Source organism: Dietzia lutea (assembly GCF_003096075.1).
Classification (GTDB): domain Bacteria; phylum Actinomycetota; class Actinomycetes; order Mycobacteriales; family Mycobacteriaceae; genus Dietzia; species Dietzia lutea.
Genome location: NZ_CP015449.1, coordinates 465,663 through 483,918, shown reverse-complemented (window position 1 = coordinate 483,918; position 18,256 = coordinate 465,663). Strand labels below are relative to the sequence as shown.

Annotated in this window: 17 protein-coding genes and 3 tRNA genes; 15 read left to right on the top strand and 5 right to left on the bottom strand. The window is 70.5% G+C overall.

Going from position 1 to position 18,256, the window contains the following annotated elements; translation table 11 throughout:
- Nucleotides 1-27: 27 nt before the first annotated feature.
- Nucleotides 28-1,581, bottom strand: coding sequence for an HNH endonuclease signature motif containing protein (locus A6035_RS02165; protein ID WP_244192510.1), 1,554 nt, complete (start codon nucleotides 1,579-1,581; stop codon nucleotides 28-30).
- Between the two features lie 275 nt (nucleotides 1,582-1,856).
- On the opposite strand from A6035_RS02165, the gene A6035_RS02160 reads away from it, so the two are divergent.
- The gene (locus A6035_RS02160) at nucleotides 1,857-2,201 is read left to right on the top strand and encodes a PadR family transcriptional regulator (RefSeq protein ID WP_108846421.1); all 345 of its coding nucleotides are present in this window, start codon (nucleotides 1,857-1,859) and stop codon (nucleotides 2,199-2,201) included.
- A complete protein-coding gene (locus tag A6035_RS02155; RefSeq protein ID WP_108849022.1) occupies nucleotides 2,201-3,187 on the top strand; it encodes an HAAS signaling domain-containing protein in 987 nt (328 codons plus the stop codon). Before A6035_RS02160 ends, A6035_RS02155 begins: the two co-directional genes overlap by 1 nt.
- Before the next feature lie 66 nt (nucleotides 3,188-3,253).
- On the opposite strand, the gene A6035_RS02150 is transcribed toward A6035_RS02155, so the two are convergent.
- The 3 genes from A6035_RS02150 to A6035_RS02140 all read right to left on the bottom strand — a co-directional run bounded on the left by A6035_RS02150 (nucleotide 3,254) and on the right by A6035_RS02140 (nucleotide 4,528).
- Entirely contained in the window at nucleotides 3,254-4,030 is a 777-nt protein-coding gene (locus tag A6035_RS02150) for a hypothetical protein (RefSeq protein ID WP_108846420.1), read from the bottom strand.
- Between the two features lie 281 nt (nucleotides 4,031-4,311).
- Nucleotides 4,312-4,384, bottom strand: a tRNA-Arg gene (locus A6035_RS02145).
- Between the two features lie 52 nt (nucleotides 4,385-4,436).
- A tRNA-Ser gene (locus tag A6035_RS02140) sits at nucleotides 4,437-4,528 on the bottom strand.
- A gap of 104 nt (nucleotides 4,529-4,632) precedes the next feature.
- Between A6035_RS02140 and A6035_RS02135 the strand changes: the two genes are divergently transcribed.
- The 13 genes from A6035_RS02135 to A6035_RS02075 all read left to right on the top strand — a co-directional run bounded on the left by A6035_RS02135 (nucleotide 4,633) and on the right by A6035_RS02075 (nucleotide 18,099).
- Nucleotides 4,633-5,691, top strand: a complete 1,059-nt coding sequence (locus tag A6035_RS02135; protein ID WP_108846419.1) for a pyridoxal phosphate-dependent aminotransferase — start codon at nucleotides 4,633-4,635, stop codon at nucleotides 5,689-5,691.
- Nucleotides 5,692-5,808: 117 nt separating this feature from the next.
- Nucleotides 5,809-7,554 (top strand): bifunctional metallophosphatase/5'-nucleotidase, encoded by a 1,746-nt coding sequence (locus A6035_RS02130; protein ID WP_235026605.1) that lies wholly within the window; start codon nucleotides 5,809-5,811, stop codon nucleotides 7,552-7,554.
- A gap of 151 nt (nucleotides 7,555-7,705) precedes the next feature.
- Nucleotides 7,706-8,335: a TetR/AcrR family transcriptional regulator gene (locus tag A6035_RS02125; protein ID WP_108846418.1), complete on the top strand. Its 630-nt coding sequence runs from the start codon at nucleotides 7,706-7,708 to the stop codon at nucleotides 8,333-8,335.
- Nucleotides 8,332-9,165 (top strand): ABC transporter permease, encoded by an 834-nt coding sequence (locus A6035_RS02120; RefSeq protein WP_108846417.1) that lies wholly within the window; start codon nucleotides 8,332-8,334, stop codon nucleotides 9,163-9,165. The genes A6035_RS02125 and A6035_RS02120 overlap by 4 nt, the downstream gene beginning before the upstream one ends.
- Entirely contained in the window at nucleotides 9,165-10,082 is a 918-nt protein-coding gene (locus tag A6035_RS02115; RefSeq protein ID WP_108846416.1) for an ABC transporter permease, read from the top strand. Before A6035_RS02120 ends, A6035_RS02115 begins: the two co-directional genes overlap by 1 nt.
- A gap of 10 nt (nucleotides 10,083-10,092) precedes the next feature.
- Nucleotides 10,093-11,115, top strand: coding sequence for an MlaD family protein (locus A6035_RS02110; RefSeq protein WP_108846415.1), 1,023 nt, complete (start codon nucleotides 10,093-10,095; stop codon nucleotides 11,113-11,115).
- Nucleotides 11,112-12,128, top strand: a complete 1,017-nt coding sequence (locus A6035_RS02105) for an MlaD family protein (protein WP_108846414.1) — start codon at nucleotides 11,112-11,114, stop codon at nucleotides 12,126-12,128. The genes A6035_RS02110 and A6035_RS02105 overlap by 4 nt, the downstream gene beginning before the upstream one ends.
- Entirely contained in the window at nucleotides 12,128-13,144 is a 1,017-nt protein-coding gene (locus tag A6035_RS02100) for an MlaD family protein (protein WP_108846413.1), read from the top strand. Before A6035_RS02105 ends, A6035_RS02100 begins: the two co-directional genes overlap by 1 nt.
- Nucleotides 13,145-13,146: 2 nt before the next feature.
- Entirely contained in the window at nucleotides 13,147-14,247 is a 1,101-nt protein-coding gene (locus A6035_RS02095) for an MlaD family protein (protein ID WP_108846412.1), read from the top strand.
- Nucleotides 14,244-15,269: an MlaD family protein gene (locus A6035_RS02090; protein ID WP_108846411.1), complete on the top strand. Its 1,026-nt coding sequence runs from the start codon at nucleotides 14,244-14,246 to the stop codon at nucleotides 15,267-15,269. The genes A6035_RS02095 and A6035_RS02090 overlap by 4 nt, the downstream gene beginning before the upstream one ends.
- Nucleotides 15,266-16,216, top strand: a complete 951-nt coding sequence (locus A6035_RS02085; RefSeq protein WP_108846410.1) for an MlaD family protein — start codon at nucleotides 15,266-15,268, stop codon at nucleotides 16,214-16,216. Before A6035_RS02090 ends, A6035_RS02085 begins: the two co-directional genes overlap by 4 nt.
- Nucleotides 16,217-16,287: 71 nt before the next feature.
- On the top strand, nucleotides 16,288-16,956 hold the full coding sequence (locus A6035_RS02080) for a hypothetical protein (protein WP_108846409.1): 669 nt from the start codon (nucleotides 16,288-16,290) through the stop codon (nucleotides 16,954-16,956).
- Between the two features lie 177 nt (nucleotides 16,957-17,133).
- Entirely contained in the window at nucleotides 17,134-18,099 is a 966-nt protein-coding gene (locus A6035_RS02075; protein ID WP_412523610.1) for an alpha/beta hydrolase family protein, read from the top strand.
- A 27-nt stretch (nucleotides 18,100-18,126) separates the two neighbouring features.
- Here the strand turns inward: A6035_RS02075 and A6035_RS02070 are convergent.
- Nucleotides 18,127-18,212, bottom strand: a tRNA-Ser gene (locus tag A6035_RS02070).
- Nucleotides 18,213-18,256 lie beyond the last annotated feature (44 nt).

Here is an 18,256-nt window from a genome sequence, read left to right as displayed (position 1 = left end):
CGCCCGAAAGCGGCGCCCCGCGGTTTCTCAGGCGGGTCGGGTGTGGGGGCCGTATCTGGTGTGGCCTGGTGGGTTGATCAGGGTGCCGTCGGGTCCGATGATGCGGTCGGCGAAGGCCTCCCACTCGCGTTCTCGGATGGCGTCGCGGGCCCGCGCCAGGGGGCCTTTAGGTCTGGTGCGGTGCTCGTGCCCGGTGTCGGTGCAGATGATCAACTCACCCAGCGGCCCGGTGCGGTAGCTGTTGGTGCCGAACGTCTTCTCCCGGTGATGCTTGCGACACAGGCACACCAGGTTCCACTCGGTGGTCGGCCCACCCAGTTCCGGATCACGCGTGTTGAACGCGATCACATGATCCACGTCGCAGTCCTTCGCCGGCACCGAACACCCCGGATGCCGACAGGTGCCGTCGCGTAGCCGGATCCGCTCGGCCATCGCCGGGGTGATCACATACCGCAACGCGCGCTCCGGGTTGTCCAGCACTCCGGGGGCGGGGTCGATGAGCTCGAACCGCACACTGGCCTCATCGCCCTCGAGCAACTCCGTGCACAACCACTCGAAGCTGCTGTAGGTGCCGTGGACGAACTCCACCCGATTCGGCAGACCCCGCACCGCCGAGGCGATCACACTGATCCGAATCGGCACCCCCGCCCGCGCCGCGTTGCCCAGCGACGGACGCGGCAGATCCGCCCCCACCCGCACCTGGCCGAGCTCGATACCGCACTCCTCGGCCGGCGCCGCCGCAGCGTCGGCGGTGCCGGTGGCGGGATCGCCCGCGGATGCGCCGGTGGTGGCGGTATCGCAGGCGGCTGCGTCGGGCGGGTACACCGCCAGCGCGGCCAGGGCGTCCGCGCGCGACTGAGCCATCGGCCGGTCCAGCCCGTCCGCGGCCGCCACCGCGGCGTCGGTGTCGATACGACGGCGCAGCAACTCCGCATCGGCCGCGGTGAGCTTGGCCCACATCGTGGCCATCCCGTTGCGGCCGCCGCGGAACCGCACCTCGCGGGTCTCGGCCGCCGCCTCAGCCGCCTCCTGCGCCCCGGCCGGATCGCACCGCTCCACCGCGTCCTCGATCGCCGACTCCACCGCCGACCGGCTCGGCCGGTCCCCGCCCTCGAGATCGCCGGTGAAGCGGGCCAGCACCTCGTCCTCCACGTCCCCCACGATCGCATCCGGCACCTCGGCCAGACGACACGCGATATCGACCGCCAGATCCTCGGGCATCACCCCCCGCCCCACCACCGAACACAGCCGGGACAGACGGGTACGGATCTGCACCCCCGCGGTGACCAACCGGTCCGCATGCCAACACGTCAACTGACACGCCGCCACCAGATGATCACGCGCCCGCGCCGCCGGCGCCAACCGCGCATACCCCGGCCGACGCGACCCCTCCGGGCGCTGCTCGTCCTGCGCCAGCGCCGCGCGGGCGAACTGCTCGACCAGCACGTACGCGGCCTCCAACCGCGTCGCCCCGGCCCGATTCTGCGCCAGCGTCGCCGCGCGAGCCGCCTCACTGACCGCCGCCATGTCCAACGCGCCCAGACCCTCAGGGACCGCGAACAACGTCCTCGCCGTCGTCACCAACCCCACCCCCTCCGCCGAGCGCCACACCGAACGATGATCACCTATCTCGAACTACAGTTCGATCATACCTCCGCGCCCGCAAGCGCACAAGCGTTCGAACAAGACTGACCTCGCGCGCTGCGAGCAGCTCCACAGGCACTCGGGCGATGACCTCGCCGTCGCCCCCGCCACGCCCCCGAGGAGAGGTCACGGTCACGCACCCGGGCGACCCCGCGCGGCGGCCACAGCGTGCATCATTTACATAGTGTGTGCCACACACTATGGTGTGGCACATGGACAATGAGGCCGACGCGGTGCAGGGCACCCACCTCCAGGAGATCCGGCGGGGGTCCGTGGTGCTGGCGAGCCTGATCGCGTGCCGGACGCCGAAGTACGGATACGGACTGCTCACCACGCTGGCCGACGTCGGCATCGTCACCGAGGCCAACACCCTCTACCCGCTGCTGCGCCGCCTGGAGGGCCAGGGCCTGCTCACGTCGACCTGGCGCACCGACGACCCCCGGCCCCGCAAGTACTACGAGACCACCGCACTCGGCGCCGAGACCGCCGAGCGGCTGCACACCGAATGGCTGGCACTGGGCGCCGGCTACGACGATCTGCGGAAGGCGGATGCGTGATGCCCCGACTCACCGATCGCTACATCTTCGAGGTGGTCCGCCACCTCCCCGAAGGCCAGCGCGGCGACATCTCGGAGGAGATCGCCGCGACCATCGACGACATGATCGCCGCCGAACTCGACGCCGACACCGGCCCCGCCGGCCGGATCGACCCCACCGCCGCCGAGCACACGGTCCTGCGCCGCCTCGGCGACCCCGCGCAGCTCGCCCGCCGGTACTCGGGCGTGCGCCAGTACCTCGTCGGACCCGACGTCTACCCCGTCTGGTCCCGCGTACTGCGGTGGCTCGTGCCCGTCGTCGGCACGATCGCCGCGGTGGCCGGCGGCATCCTCTATGTCTCCACGACGCCCGTCCCCCAGCTCGGCGACCTTATCGCCCAGCTCGTCACCTCCGTGTCCGCCGCCCTCCTGTGGGCCTTCGCGGCGTGGACGCTCGTCGTGGTGATCATCGAGCGGACCACCCCGGAGGGCGCACGCAGCGCACTCTCGCGGACGCCGACCTGGGACCCGAACGACCTCGACCGCCCGGGCAGCGGAAGCGACACGCGTGCCGACGCGATCGTCTCGCTCGTGATGCTGGCACTACTGGCCGGCGTGCCGTTCATCCCGTCGACGTTCCTCTACATCGGCCACCTCAACGGGGGCGAGCCGCTGATCAACCCGGACATCCCGACCGGCTGGGTCGTGAGCTACCTGATCCTGATCGGCGTGCTCGCGCTCGTCCAGGTGTGGCGCCTGGCGCGGCCGGGGCGGTCACGCGGCCGCCTCGCCCTCGAGATGGCCACCGACATCGTGTTCGGCGTCTTCCTCACCGCACTCGTCCTGAGCCAGCAGACCGTGCTGCATCCGGACCTCGTCCCCGCGAACGGCGACGGCGGCCCGGCCACCGCAATCCGCTGGGCTCTCGTCGCGGCGATCTGGGTGATCGTGGTGTGGGACCAGGTCGAGACCCTACGCACGTTCCGGCGCCACTCCATGAACGAGTGACGCCGGAACGTGGAGCCGAGGGGCCTGACCGCCCCGGCCGGGTTCAGCCCTCGGCTGCGTGACCGGTCAGCTACCCGCACCCGCCGGCGCGGCGGCCGAGCCGCTGTCGGCGCCCTCGTCCTCGGCGCCGCCCGCGAGCGAGGCGGTGGCCGCGGCCCCCGCGCCCACGAGGCTGCCGCTGACGCTGCCCGACGTGACCGAACCCAGCGGCCCGAGGATGTCGTTCGCCTGGTCGGCCACGACCTGCCTGTCGATGCCGAAGTAGTTCACGAGCTGACCGATCCGGGGGCCGAAGATGCCGTCCCGGGCGCAGATGACGCCCGCCGCGGCGGACTCCTCGGGCACCGGCGCATCCCAGCTCACGGTCTCGCCGGCCGCAACCGGGAGACCGCCCGTGAAGCCGGTTCCAAAGGCGGTGGCCGTCCCCACCAGATCGAGTCCGGGCCCGCTCACCACCGCGGCCGGCTCACCACCCGGGGTCACCGTCAGAACGGAGACTCCCCCGGCGCCCTGGATCGTGGCGAGGACCGCGAGCGATCCCACGACGTCGTTCGGATCGATCTCGCGCGGATCGATGTCGTTCTCCTCGATCGTGCTGTACGGCGCGGTGAAGCCGATGCACTGCTGAGCCTCGGCCCCCTCGTTGGTATAGGTGACCGTCGGGCCGCCCTCCGCGTTCGGCGTCACCGAGACGGGTCCGTTGAGCGCGATGCTCGCGAGCTGGAGATCGTCGGCGATCTCCGAGGAGCCCTGGGCACCGGCGACGCCGGCTCCCGCCAGGATCGCGCCGCCGGCGAGTGTCGCGGCCGAGACCGTCGCCGCGATTTTCTTGAGGTGTGCCATCACTTCTCCTCCGAATGAGATACAGCCCCCGCGGTGTGACCTTCCCCACGGTGAGCGGGTGCAGCCCCAAAGTGACACGGCAACATCCGTCGCGCGACCGGTTATTTAGCCCCGTAACCAATTACTAATCTTGACCCGCCACAGGAGTACAAAACCGCACCTTGAGCACCAGAAAAGGCGGTTGCGGATGGCACCGGCACCCAGGCCGCGGCGGAACACGAACAATGAAAGACGAACGGCGAGAGCCCCCGTCCGACCAGACGGGGGCTCTCGCGACACTGTGCGCCCGAAGGGACTCGAACCCCTAACCTCTTGATCCGTAGTCAAGTGCTCTATCCATTGAGCTACGGGCGCATATTCATATTCTTCTGTCGTGCCAGACGTCCGGTCTCCCGGGCTTCCGGCATGGCGGAGGCGAGAGGATTTGAACCTCCGGTCCCCTTTTAGGAGGACAACTCATTAGCAGTGAGTCCCATTCGGCCGCTCTGGCACGCCTCCTGGAGGCTCTGCGAGCCAACGAGGAATTACAGTACACACACGTCCCGCCGGTTCGCAAAACGCCCGGACACCGGCCCGAGAACCGCTGGTCCTACTCTGTAGGCATGGCCCCCGACGTGCGCAGTGACCTCGACGCGATCCCCGCCTACGTGCCCGGTGCGTCCGCGCCCGGCGCCGTGAAGCTCGCGTCCAACGAGACCACCGCCGGCCCGCTGCCGAGCGTGGCCGCGGCGATCACCGACGCCGCGTCGGCGGCCAACCGGTACCCGGACATCACCTCCCGCACGCTCGTCGAGCGATTGGCGGACTTCCTGGGCGTGGGCGCCGAGAACGTCACCGCCGGCTGCGGCTCGGTGGCCCTGTGCCAGCAGCTGGTCCAGGCGGTGTGCGCCCCGGGCGACGAGGTGATCTTCGGCTGGCGCTCCTTCGAGGCGTACCCGATCATCGCCCGCATCGCCCACGCCGTGCCCGTGTCGATCCCGAACCGCGCCGACGGGTCGCTGGACCTCGACGCGGTCGCGGAAGCCGTCACCGACCGGACACGCCTGATCTTCGTCTGCACCCCCAACAACCCCACCGGCCCGGCGGTCGACCGCACCGAGCTGGTGGCGTTCCTCGACCGCATCCCCGAGCGGGTCACGGTGGCGCTGGACGAGGCGTATTACGAGTACGTACGCAGCGACGACCCGGTCGACGGGGTCGCCGAGGCGATGGCCCGGCCCAACGTCGTCTCCCTGCGCACGTTCTCCAAGGCATACGGGCTCGCCGGCCTGCGTGTCGGCTACCTCGTCGGACCCGTCGACCTGGTGGTGCCGGTGGCGAAGATGGTCGTGCCGTTCTCCGTGAGTTCGCTGGCCCAGTCCGCGGCGATCGCCTGCCTGGAGGCCGGGGACGAACTCCGCGCACGTACCGACGCGGTCGTCGCCGAGCGCTCGCGGGTGCGCGACGCACTGCTCGACATGGGCCACGCGGTCCCGGACACCCAGGCGAACTTCGTCTGGCTCCCGCTCGCGGGAGCCGCGTCCGACTTCGACGCCCACTGCCGCGACCACCGCGTCGTCACGCGGTGCTTCGCCGGCGACGGGGTGCGGGTGACGATCGGTGACCCGGACGAGAACGACCGGTTCCTCGCCGCCGCCCGCGAATTCGTGACCGGAATGTGATGCTTCCGGCGGGGTCCCGTGACCTCGCGGCGGCACGATGGTTCGGGTTTGGGAGCGGCGATCCGGTCGTCGCCCCGTCCCGCGAGATCCGCGGGTCTTGATCCCCCAGGAGTCGGTGTGCAGCTGCGAGGTCCCCGCCGTGAGGCGAGTCCCGCCGCCCCGGCCACGTCCGGATCCCGACGCCCCTCCCGCCGCGCACTGATCCCCCTCGCCCTCGCGCCCCTCGTGTCCACACTGGTCGCCGCACCGGGTGCCGACGCCCGGACCAGCGAGGCCGGGCGTCCGTGGAGCCCCGCAGCCGAGACCACGACCGTGCGCGTCCTCGGGATCGGCGAGTTCTCCGGCGCGCTCTCCCGCCCCGTCGGCTTCCAGGGCGAACTGCGGGACGGCTCGGGGAACGTCCGACCGGCCGGCGGCGGGCCCCACCTCGCCGCCACCATCGGCAAGCTCCGCACCCAGGCCGAGAACACGCTGTTGCTCGCCACGGGCGACTCGATCGGCGGCACCGCGCCCGAGGCCGCGCTCCTGGGCGACCGTCCGACCGTCGAGTTCTTCAACCGGCTCGGCGTGGACGGGGCCGGCATCGGCCGACGCGAGCTGGAGAAGAGCGCCGACCACATCCGCACACTGGTCAAGCCGGGCTGCCTCACGGAGGAGGACTGTCGGGTCGACCCGCCACTGCCGCCCTTCCGCGGTGCGGCCTTCCCGTTCCTGGCCTCCAACGTGATCCCGTCGCACGACGCGGCCCCGACGTTCCCGTTCGCCATTCACCGCGTCGGCGATGTCCGGGTGGGGGTCGTGGCGGTCACCGCGCCCTCCGAGTCCGTCCCGGAGACCACGACCCGCCTGACGGACCCCCTCCGGGCGATCGACGACACGGTGGAGTCGCTGCAGTTCCTCGGCGTCGAGACGATCGTCGCCCTGGTCCAGTCCGACACGGCCCACGGCAACCTCGCCCCCGGCTCCTGCCCCGAAGCCCTCACGGACCTCGAACTGGTCGAGGACCTCAACCCTGCCGTCGACGCCCTCATCGTGGGCGCCTCCGGTGGCCCGGCCACGTGCCGCGTCTTCGACTCCGAGAACGACGAGCGGATCGTCGTGGCGCCGGCGTCCCACGGTCGGTCGGTCACGGTCGTCGACCTCGCCGTCGACACCGCCACCGGCGACGTGGTGCGCCCCCAGACCTCGGCGTTCAACCAGACCGTCAACCTGGACATCGAGCCCGACACCGGGACCGAGGAACTCGTCCGCCAGGCACAGGCCGCCGCGGCGCCGAAGGCCCGCGAGGTCGTCGGCACCGCCGACGAGACGATCGACCGGGCCATGAATGCCGACGGGGAGTCCCCGCTGGCCGACCTCATCGCCGATGCGCAGCTCGCCGCCACCCGAGGCCGCGGCGCGCAGCTCGCCGTGTCCAACCCCGACTCGCTGCGCACCGACCTGCCGGCGGGCCCGCTCGACTACGCCACCCTGCACACCGTGCAGCCCTACGGCGACCGCCTGTACCTGGTCACCGTCACCGGCGAGGAGCTCCGCGCCGCCTTCAACCACTTCGCCGACGACATCGGCCGCAACGGCCCCGCCGTGTCGTCCAACGTGCGCTACACCGTCGACGCCGGGCGCCCCGCGGGCGACCGGGTGACGGAGATAGAGGTCGACGACGAGCCGATCGATCCGCGGCGGGAGTACACCGTCGTGGTGAACGAGTTCCTCTCCTCCCCGGAGTGGAACGGCTCGGTGCTGGCCGAACGCGGGGACCGCCGCGAGGTCGGCCTGACCGATCTCGACGCGTTGATCCGCTACGCGACCGACGCGGGCCCGCTGCGGGCACCCGAGCCCGGCCGCGTCCGCGTGATCGACTGACAGCAGAGGGCGCACACCCGACCGCGCAGACAAGCACTGAACCATCGCTCGGTTCGGCGCGCCAGGGAAGGTCTGGACAGCGCTCGGATCAAATATATGATGTGTGATGCATGGCACATGTGATCGAGATTGCTGATACCGTCCCTGACTCATGGGACTCACGACGCTGCGAGCTCTCCTCCTGGGGGCGGTCACCGGCACCCGCGAAGAGGCCGACGACACCGACATCGCGATCCTGCGCGCCACCCTGGTCTGCCTCGGGCGGCACGGGACGGAACGCATGTCCGTTGCGGACGTCGCCGGCGAGGCCGGCGTGGGTCGTGCCACCGTCTTCCGCCGCTTCGAGACCAAGGGGGAACTCGTGAGGAGAGCGTTCGCATGGGAGTTGGAGAACTTCCTCGACGAGCTCCGCCTCTCGGCCGCCACGACGGCCGACCCGACAGCGCGCGCCGCCGAGTGGTTCGTCCGGGCGATCAGGATCGTCCGGACCCATCCCGTGGCCAGGAGGATCGTCGCCGACGGCAACGCGCTCGACATCATCAACGACCGGCAGGTCGCCGAGATGCTGATCGCCTCGATCGAGGCCCAGCTGCGCTACACGGTCGACGACTCCCGCACGGACACCGACATCCGCACCGCGGCGGAGATCATCGCGCGGTTCTTCGTGAGCACCTGGCTCACGCCCGACCTCGGGCCGGCGGCGGGGTCCGACGAGGGCGTGCGACGCCTCGCCGCCTCGATGCTCGCGTTCCTGCTCGCCCCCGGCGCGGAGGTGCCATGAGCACCGCCACCCCCACCACCGACGAGCGACGCACCCCGCCCGCCGTGGTCACGCGCGCGGGCGACGCCATGCGCACCCACGGTCGCCTGCTGCGCCTGACGTTCCGGTCGACCGCCTACCTCGTCACCGACCTCCTCCGCGGCCGCCTGCCGCTGAAGGAGGTGCTGGTCCAGGCCTGGTTCTACTTCTCCGTCTCCGCGCTGCCCGCGGTGTTGGTCGCCCTGCCGCTCGGAGTGGTGATCGCGGTGCAGGTGGGCAGCATGACCGACAGCGTCGGCGCCAACTCGATGGCCGGCGCCGTCGGTGGAATGGGCGTGATGCAACAGATCGCCCCACTCGCCGCCGCCCTGCTCATCGGCGGTGCCGGCGGCTCCGCGATCGCCGCCGACCTGGCCTCCCGCACGATCCGCGACGAGATTGACGCCCTGCGCACCATGGGCATCGATCCGCACCAGCGCCTGGTCGCCCCGCGCATCCTCGCCATGCTGCTGGTCGCGCCCATGCTGTCGGTGCTCATCATCCTCATGAGCGTCATCGCGAGCTTCGCCGTCGCCTCGCTCGGCCAGGGCGTCGCCCCCGGCTCCTACTGGCTCTCGTTCGGCAGCTTCGCGTCCGTGACCGACCTGGTGGTGTGCCTGCTCAAGGCCGCCGTGTTCGGGTTCCTCGTCGCGGTGATCGCCAGCCAGCGCGGACTCGAGGCCCGCGGAGGCCCGAAGGGCGTCGCGGACGCCGTCAACGCAGCGGTGGTGCTCGGGATCCTCGCCTGCATGATCGCCAACCTCTTCATCACCCAGGTGGTCCTGATGTTCGTCCCGATGAGGTTCCTGTGATGAGCCACCGACAGACCGAGCACCGACCGAGCGGGCACCGGCCGACCGAGCACGTCGCCTACGCCGTCCCCGCGCCGCACCGACCGGGACTGCTCCGCGCCCGCCGGACCGTCGACCGGGCCTGGACGCCCGTCGAGACGCTGGGCGGCTACCTGCAGTTCGTCCTGCTGTCCTTCCTCGGCGTCGGGCACGCGCTCCGCCGGCACCGCCGCCACACCATGGCGGTGTTCACCGATCTGACCTGGGGCAACGGCAGGGCCGTCATCGTCGGCGGTGGTGTCGCGCCGGTCCTGGCCATCCTCGGCGCGGTCGCGGGCACGATGATCGGCATCGTCGGCTTCAACGCGCTCGACATGCTCGGGATGGGCCCGCTCACCGGGGCGATGTCGGCGCTGGCCAACCCCCGCGAGCTCGCCCCGCTCATCGCGGCGATCGGCTTCGCCGCCCAGGCCGGCTGCCGGATCACCGCCGAGATCGGCTCGATGCGCATCTCCGAGGAGATCGACGCCCTCGAGGCGCAGGCCATCGACCCCATTTCCTACGTCGTGTCGAGCCGTCTCATCGCGTCCGTCATCGCGATCGTCCCCACGTACCTCATCGCGCTGGCCCTCTGCTACGCCTCGTCGCGCCTCACGATCTCCGTGGTCGCGGGATCGCCGGCGGCGTTCGACCACTACTTCGACATGTTCACCGAGCCGATCGACCTGCTCTACTCACTGGCCAAGGTCGTCGTCTTCGTCCTCGTCGTCGGGCTGGTCCACGCGTACCAGGGCTTCCACGCGACGGGCGGGCCCGAGGGCGTCGGCATCGCGTCCGGCCGGGCGATCCGCGCCAGCCTCGTCCTCATCGTGGTCACCGACATGATCCTCACGCTGGCCATGTGGGGGCTCGACTCGACCATCCAGTTCTCCGGGTGAGGGGGCCGACATGAGCAGTACGCAGCGCGAGAACACGCCACTGGGCCCCACCCGGGCCGGCCTGCGGATCCGGGGGATCGCGGTCCTCGTCGTCGTCGCCCTCATCGTCGTCGGCACGTGGCAGGCCACCCGCGCCGACCGCACCGGACAGTTCCAGTTCACCGTCACCGCCGACGGGCTCGGCGACGGTGTCACACAGGAGACCTCGGTGCGGCTCCGCGGCACCGACGTCGGCAACGTCGTCGACGTGGAACCGATCGGCCCCCGGCGCCAGCTCGTCACCCTCAGCGTCGACACCGACGACGCCGAACTCCTCTCCACCTCCCTCCAGACCCGGTTCGTCTCCTCCAACGTCTTCGGCTCCACCGCCTTCGAACTGATCCCCCAGCCCGGCGGCGGCCCCGTCACCCCCGGCGTGACCCTGCACCTCGGCGACGTCCCCGACCACACGGTGACCACCGTCCTCCGCGACTCCGGCCGCCTCATGCTGGACGTGGTGACCACCGACCTCTCCGAGGCCCTGAACAGCTCCGCCGACATGACCAACCAGATGGCGCCCCTGCTGGCCTCCGCGCTCCTCGTCCTGCGGAACGTGGCCCGCACGCAGAACCAGCCCCTGGCCGACGTGCTGCGCAAATCCGCCGACATCTCCGAGGGGATCGAGGCCGCGACCCCGTCCGCGCTGGGAGTGCTGGGTGACATCGCCTCGGTCGAGGAGCTCGACGACGAGGCGCGGACCCGCCAGGCCAGCGCCACCATCACCGAGGTCTCCAACCTCGTCCTGGCACTGTCGGGCAACCTCGCCAGCTCACTCCAGCCGCTCGACGGCACGGTCGACATGCTCCTCGACCTGCTCATCCCGCTCAACCACGCCCTGGCGGACGTCCGGCCCGACCACGTCTCCCGCGCCATCGACACCGCGGACGGCGTCCTGCACCGCGACGGGGACCGGGTCACCCTGGGCGTCGACGTGGTGCTGGAGTCCTTCCCCGCGTTCCAGGTACCGATGCAGGCCACCGGAGGTACTCCGTGACCACGACCCGTCAGGCCGCGATCAGGCTCGCTCTGGTGTTCCTCGCCGTGTTGGCCGTGATCGTCCTCATCGTCCAGGCCATCCAGCGTCCCGTCGACGGCTCCACCACCCGCTACCAGGCCGTCTTCGGCGACGTCTTCGGCCTCCGCGAGAACGCCGATGTCCGCCTGCGCGGCGTCCCGGTCGGCAAGATCACCGACATCTCCATCTCGGACGACTACGAGGCCGTGGTCGACCTGACCCTTCAGGACGACTACCGGCTGCGCGAATCCGACCGCCTGCTCGTGAAGATGCAGAACCTCACCGGCCAGCGCTACCTCGAACTCGAGCTCGGGGACGCGGGCGCCGCCGAGATCGACCCCGACCAGCCCGTCACCAACACCGTCGACTCCTTCGACATCACCACCGTGTTCAACGGGCTCAAGCCTCTGCTGCGCGAGACCGACCCGGCCGTCTACAACAGTCTCGCCACGAACGTCGCGGCGCTCGTCGAGGGCAGCGAGACCAGCCCCACCCCGGTCCTGCGCGACATCGCCACCCTGGCCACCTACGCCGAGGACCGGAGCCTGCTCATGAGCACGATCCTCGACAACCTCACCGCCCTCGACAGCCAGCTGCGGGGCCGCTCCGGGAACCTGCAGAACATGCTCGAGGTCTTCCACTCGATCTTCACCCCGCTCGTCACCCGGCTCGGCGAGTTCCTGCAGCTCGTCGAGCTGGGCGCGGTGGAATTCACCCAGATCGGCGAGACCGTCGACCTGCTCTCGCGCATCGGGCTGGGTGCGACCGACCGGCACGACGACTTCATCCGCCGCACCGACGAGAGCTACGCCGACCCCGCCCCGGTCATCGAGGCCTACCGCCGCCTGCCGGGGATCCTCGGCGGCATCAACGCCCTCATCCCCACGTCCGACCCCGAGCTGCAGTGCAGCAGCGGCGGGGTGCCGGTTCCGATCGAGGCCGAGGTCCTGCTCGAGGGCCGCCAGCTCGTCGTGTGCGAGGAGAAGCCCTGATGCGCACCAGAACCTTCGGGCGCCTGGACTTCGGTTCCGAGGACGCCGACCCGCGGGCCCAGATGTGGTGGGCCGTCGTGGGCGTCGTGGTGCTCGTGACGATCTTCGCGGTGGTCGCCGGGCTCTATCTGCGCCCGCCCGGCACGGACCGGTACATGCTCGAGATCCCCGAATCCGGCGGCCTCGCCGCCGGGGACGACGTCCGGATCGCCGGCGTCCCCGTGGGCAGGGTCGAGGCGCTCGAGCTCGACGACGACCACGTCGACGTGGAGTTCTCCGTCGACTCCGAGCACTTCATCGGCGACCGGACCGAGGTGTCGGTCCGCATGCTCAGCCCCGTCGGCGGCCTCTACGTGGCGCTGCTGCCGGCCGGCGACGACCCCCTGACCGGACCCATCCCCCTGGAGCGGGCACAGCTGCCGTTCCTCGTGGCCGACATGTTCGCCGAGGCAGACGCCGTGATCGCCGAACTGGACACCGCCGAGCTGCGCCGCGCGCTCGACGCCACCGCCCGCTCGCTCGACGGCTCCCCCGGCGCCCTCGAGACCACGGCGACCGACATCGAGGCGGTCATGGACGTGATGGCCCGTCAGAAGACCCAGGTGGAGGACCTGCTCTCCCTGTCCAACGAGTACCTGGGCACCGTCAACGCCAACCAGGACCTCGCGCTGGAGATCATCCGCGGCTACGCCGTCCTCGGACCCCAGCTGCTCGCCGCCGCCGACGACGTCAAGACGTTCGCCGACGGCCTGGCCGGTCTCTCCGGTCTGCTGTTCGACTTCCTGTCCGGCCCGTACGCCAGCAAGGTCGAGCCCATCATCCCGCACCTCAAGGAGGCCACCCGCTCGGCCGACGAGCTGAGGAAATCGACCGAGGAGATGCTCGACTCCGTGACCGGCACCGTCCGCGACCTCTCGGCGGTCGCCGGCCCCGAGGGGCGCGTGCTCATCGACCAGAGCGGGCTCACCCTCGACCGCCCCGAGGTCTGCCTGCCGCAACCAGGGATGAGGTGCTGACGATGGGAACGCTCGGACCCCGCGTGCTGCGCACCGCGCTCGCCCTCGCCGCCACCGGCGCGCTCGTGGCGACCGGCGCCGCCGTGCTCGACCCCACCCGCGGCGGGAACACCGTGTGCGCCTACTTCGACGCCAGCTACGGACTGTTCCCCGAGTCCCCCGTGACCATCCGCGGGATCCCCGTGGGCAAGGTCGACACCATCGACCCGGAGGGGGCCCGCGTCCGCGTCGAGATGACCATCGACGACCGCGACCTGCCCGCCGACACCGGGGCGGTGATCACCCACGCCTCCGTCCTCACCGACCGCCGGGTCGAGCTCGTCGACGCCGATCCCGCAGAAGGTCCCACGCTCGACGAGGGCACGTGCATCGACACCTCACGTACCCGCACCCCCGTCACCGTGTCCCAGGCACTCGGCTCCTTCTCAGAGCTGGTCCGGCAGATGACCGAGAAGGGGCCGGACGGTCAGGCTCCCCTTGAGACGACCCTCCGGCGGGCGGGAAGCGAGTTCGACTCGCTCGGCCCCACCCTCAACCGCGAGCTGCGCGACCTCGCCGAGCTGCTGTCCGGCTCGGACGAGTTCATGCTCAACCTGGGGTTGTTGCTGGACAACTCCGCCGAGCTGAGCACGGTGGTGACCACCAACTGGGACGACGTCAAGACGACCGCCCAGACCTTCGCGCCGGGTCTCGCCGGTATCGAGCAGATGCTGGTGGTGGCCAAAATCCTCGTCGAGAAACTGTCCCTGGCCGTGGAGCCCATGGACCGACTGTTCAACGAGCACATGGGGGAGGCGCTCAGCGCGCTCGAGACGACCATCCCGACGCTGACCATGGTCCGGGCGCGCGTCGAGGAGTCGGAGGAACTGTTCCAGGCGATCCCCGGGGTCATCCACCTCGCCGAGACCATGGTCGGTTCCCGACCGGGAGCCGTGGCCGTGGACTACGCGCCACCCCATGTACGCCTGTCGGTTCCCGACGCGCCCGCGGTCTGCGGTGCGCTCCGCACCGCGGGCCTCGGCGACTGCACGGCCGAGTCCCCGCACACCATCACCGCACCACTGCCCCAGCTCATGTTCTCGACACTCGGGGAGGCCCCATGACCGCGCCACGACGACGGCGTTTCGTCGGCCTGCTCGCGGCGCCGCTCGCCGCCCTCCTCGTCCTGGCGGGCTGCACGTTCGACCCGAGCGACCACGCCCTGCCGGGCAGCGGCGTCAGCGGCCCCACGTACCGGCTGGACCTGGAGTTCGCGTCGCTGCTCAGCCTCCCCGCGGGCGCGGACGTCCGCAGCGGCGGCATCAGCATCGGTTCGCTGGAGGGGATCACCCTGGAGCCCGAGCGCGCGATCGCCCACGTCGACATCCGCGACTCCGTCGAGTTCCCCCGCGGCACCCGCGCCGAGCTCCGCCAGTCCACGATCCTCGGCGACATCTACATCGCACTCATGCCCGCCGACGCGGGCGAGCCGCTCCGGGACGGCGACACCATCCCGCTGAGCCACACCGACCCCGGGCCGCAGATCGAGGCGATGCTCGACCGGATCGCCATGTTCGTCAACGGCGGCAGCCTCATGGAGCTGGAGAAGTCGATCGATCAGATCAACGAGGTCCTCCCCGAGGACCCCGCCGAGACCGCCGAGCTCGCCGGTCACATCTCGGAGGACCTGAGCGACGCGGCCTCCAACCTGGACCAGATCGACCGCATCGTCACCGCGACCGATGGTCTCTCCCGCCGCCTGGTGGAGACACGGGAGGAGATGGGGTTCATCTTCTCCGACACCGCGCGCTACCGACTCGAACGGGTCCCCTACTTCATGGATGCGGTGCTCAACATCGTGATCGACGTCAACACACTGGTCTCCGGCCTGGAGTGGCTCATCCCGCGGATGCCCCACATCAACCGCAACCTCGAGATCCTGGCGCCGCTGCTCCGCGAGCCGTCGCCGACCGCATACGAGATGAGGGGGAACCTCGGTGACATGACCGCCCTGGTCGAGGACAAGATCACGCCCTTCCTCCTGGGCCCCGGGGTCGACATCCGGTCCGTCTCGGTGGTCGGCGACCCCGGACAGCCCGCCAAGGACGGGCTGGTCCTGCTGCGCATGGTGGGGGCGATCCCATGACACGTATACCTCTGTGGCTCTCCACGCTCGGACTGTTCCTGGTGATGGTCGTCGGCAGCGCGTACCTCGCGCTGGCGGTCCTCAAGCTCGAGCCGACCGTCGAGCGCACGCACGCGACCGTCGACCTCCGCGACGCCGGCGGGCTACGCGTCGGGTCGGACGTGGTCTACCGCGGCGTGCCCGTCGGTCGCATCGACTCGGTCGACGGCGTCCCCGGCGCGGTCCGGCTCGGGATCTCCTACAACTCGGAGTACCGCATCCCGGTCGAGTCCCGGATGAGGGTCGAGAACCTGTCCACCCTCGGCGAGCCGGTCTTCTCCCTGCTGCCGGACACCACCGACGGCCCGTACATCGAGGACGGCGCGATCCTCACCGAGCAGGTCGTGTTGCCGACCTCCGTGCCCGAACTCCTGTCCTCCACCTCCGATCTACTGGACCAGACCGACGCCGACTCGGTCCGCAGCATGGTGGAGACGCTGTCCCATACCGTCGACGGGCTGGAGACGACCCTGCCCGAGGCCCAGCGCGGAGCGGAGCTGCTGCTGCTCACGCTCTCCCGGCATGAGGGCTCGTTGGACCGGGTGCTGCGCGATTTCGCCTCCGTCATGGGCGACGTGGACTGGGTCCGACCCACCCTCACCGAGGCCCCGCCGAAGCTCGACCAGTTCGGCGAGACCCTGGGCGTGTCCTATGACTATCTGTTCCAGGGGTCCGCCGTCCTCAAGGGTGACGAGATCCTGGGCTCGTGGCGCGACGAACAGGAACAGCTCTACCGCGTCCTCGGCGACCTCGCCCCCGAAGTGGGCGCGATCGGCCAGGCCCTCCGGCCCGTCACGGGAGCGGTGGGGCCGAGCATCGCGAACCTCGACATCGCGACCCTGCTCGAGAACGCGATCGCCACCGCGCCGGACGACGCCGTCCGTTTCACCGTCACCATGCCCCGATGACCCGGGCAGGACCCGGCGTCCGCGCCACAACAGACCACCGTCCTGACGATCCGCCCCGAGGAGCCCGCCACATGGCAGACACAGAGTCCACCACCGAGCCCACCACGACAGAGCCCACCACCGCCGCGCCCACCGCTACCGCCGACCGCACGGCGACGCCGTGGTGGCGATCGACGCGCGTCCTCGCCGTCGTTGCCGTCGCGGCGCTCGTGGCCGCAGCCGTCTTTGCCACCCTCTGGGCCACCGACGACTCGGACGCGCGGCTCGCGCAGCTGCAGGGGCGGCTCGACACCGAGGCGGCTGCCGAGGAGGTGGCCTCCGAGTACGCGATGGCGGTCTCCGCTGTCGACTACGAGGATCTCGACGGGTGGCGCGACGCTCTCTCCGAGGGCGTGAGCGATCAGCTCGCCCCCAAGCTCGAGGCCGCCGTCGATGTGGTGGGCCCCTGGCTGACGCGGATGGAGTACACCTCCACCGCGCGCCTGCTCGCGGCGGAGGTCTCGGAGACCGACGGGGACACGTTCGTCGTTCAGGTCTTCGTGGACATGACGTCCCGGAGCAAGCAGACCCCGGAGGGCGTCGCGGCGACGGCCACCTACACGCTCACCATGGACCGCGCCTCCGACTGGACGATCACCGACGTCGGCGGAGTCGGCGCGGGTCTGCCCGGAGCCGACGGTGCCGTGGCGGAGGACGAGGCCACGACGGGAGAGGACGAACCCCGGGCAGGCGGCCGCTGACCGCCCGTTGACCGGGCGCGGGGGAACTCGGGGACACCCGGGCCGCCGAAATGCTCCGCAAGTTTGTAAGATGGGTTTCACTCTCCGAACTTCCGGCCACACTTCCGCACTTCGCTGACGTGTCCACATGGAGAAAGAGGATTTTCAGCCTTATTGACTCCTGAGGAAGTGGGCACCATGTCAGGTCGAGACCTCGGCAGGTACAGACGCCCGGCCGTGCTCGGCGCGGCCCTGTCGGTCGGCTCGCTGTTCCTCGTGGGATGCATGACGACGAGCGCGGCCCCCACGGTCGAACCGACGTACGCGGGCCCCGTCCGGCTGGACGAGGTCACGGTGCAGCGCTTCGAGTACCCCACCCGCTACCCCGCTCCCGACCCGGAGCACAACTGGGCCGACCTCTACCTCCCGGCAGGTGACCAGAAGGTCGACTCCATCCCGCTGGCCGTGCTCATCCACGGCGGGGCCTGGCACAAGGAGATCGGGACGAGCTCGTTCGACCACCTGGCCCGCGAACTCGCCAGCCGCGGGATGGCGGTCTACAACATCGAGTACCGACACATCGGGTCGGGCGGCGGCTGGCCCATCACCTTCCGCGACGTGGCCGACGCGCTCGACCACGTCACCGAAGTCGACAAGAGGTTCCCGCAGATCACCACCGACGACGAGGTGGTGGTGGGCCACAGCACCGGCGCACAACTCGCCGTCTGGGCGGCGACCCGACACCAGCTCGAGGACGGGGAGGTGGGCTCCAAGCCGAGCTTCCGCCCCACCCGCGTCATCTCGATCGCGGGGCCGTTGGACATGGCCTACGGGGCCACCCACGGTGACGACAGGATCGTCGCCATGCTCGGTGGCACACCCGACGAGGTATCGGGCCGCTACACATCGGTGGATCCCATTCAGAACATCGACACGGGAACCCCGGTGATCGCCCTGCACGGCAGGCAGGACGTGACCGTGGCGCCGGAGAACTCGCAGCGCTACGTGGACGAGGTCAACCGTCGGGGCGGTCGGGCCAAGCTCGTCATGTTCGAGGACGAGGACCACACTTCGATCGTGTCGGGCAAGTCCCGCTCCTACACGCGGATCCTGGAGATCATCCGCTACGTCTCGGCGTCCGATCTGCGCGAGACCACCGCCTGACCCGGCCCCCGAGGGCCGGGCCCATTGCGGAAGTGGAGGGATTTGAACCCCCGGTGCTGTTCAGGCACGCTCGCTTTCAAGGCGAGTGCATTCGGCCGCTCTGCCACACTTCCTGCGCCGCCGACCACGACACGCGCGGCCACGCCGGTTCCACGTG

What these genes read in the sequence shown, in the direction of transcription:
- A6035_RS02160 (WP_108846421.1), top strand. Translation starts at nt 1,857, where the DNA reads ATGGACAATGAGGCCGACGCGGTGCAGGGCACCCACCTCCAGGAGATC.
- A6035_RS02155 (WP_108849022.1), top strand. Translation starts at nt 2,201, where the DNA reads ATGCCCCGACTCACCGATCGCTACATCTTCGAGGTGGTCCGCCACCTC.
- A6035_RS02150 (WP_108846420.1), bottom strand. Translation starts at nt 4,030, where the DNA reads ATGGCACACCTCAAGAAAATCGCGGCGACGGTCTCGGCCGCGACACTC.
- A6035_RS02135 (WP_108846419.1), top strand. Translation starts at nt 4,633, where the DNA reads ATGGCCCCCGACGTGCGCAGTGACCTCGACGCGATCCCCGCCTACGTG.
- A6035_RS02125 (WP_108846418.1), top strand. Translation starts at nt 7,706, where the DNA reads ATGGGACTCACGACGCTGCGAGCTCTCCTCCTGGGGGCGGTCACCGGC.
- A6035_RS02120 (WP_108846417.1), top strand. Translation starts at nt 8,332, where the DNA reads ATGAGCACCGCCACCCCCACCACCGACGAGCGACGCACCCCGCCCGCC.
- A6035_RS02115 (WP_108846416.1), top strand. Translation starts at nt 9,165, where the DNA reads ATGAGCCACCGACAGACCGAGCACCGACCGAGCGGGCACCGGCCGACC.
- A6035_RS02110 (WP_108846415.1), top strand. Translation starts at nt 10,093, where the DNA reads ATGAGCAGTACGCAGCGCGAGAACACGCCACTGGGCCCCACCCGGGCC.
- A6035_RS02100 (WP_108846413.1), top strand. Translation starts at nt 12,128, where the DNA reads ATGCGCACCAGAACCTTCGGGCGCCTGGACTTCGGTTCCGAGGACGCC.
- A6035_RS02095 (WP_108846412.1), top strand. Translation starts at nt 13,147, where the DNA reads ATGGGAACGCTCGGACCCCGCGTGCTGCGCACCGCGCTCGCCCTCGCC.
- A6035_RS02090 (WP_108846411.1), top strand. Translation starts at nt 14,244, where the DNA reads ATGACCGCGCCACGACGACGGCGTTTCGTCGGCCTGCTCGCGGCGCCG.
- A6035_RS02085 (WP_108846410.1), top strand. Translation starts at nt 15,266, where the DNA reads ATGACACGTATACCTCTGTGGCTCTCCACGCTCGGACTGTTCCTGGTG.
- A6035_RS02080 (WP_108846409.1), top strand. Translation starts at nt 16,288, where the DNA reads ATGGCAGACACAGAGTCCACCACCGAGCCCACCACGACAGAGCCCACC.
- A6035_RS02075 (WP_412523610.1), top strand. Translation starts at nt 17,134, where the DNA reads ATGTCAGGTCGAGACCTCGGCAGGTACAGACGCCCGGCCGTGCTCGGC.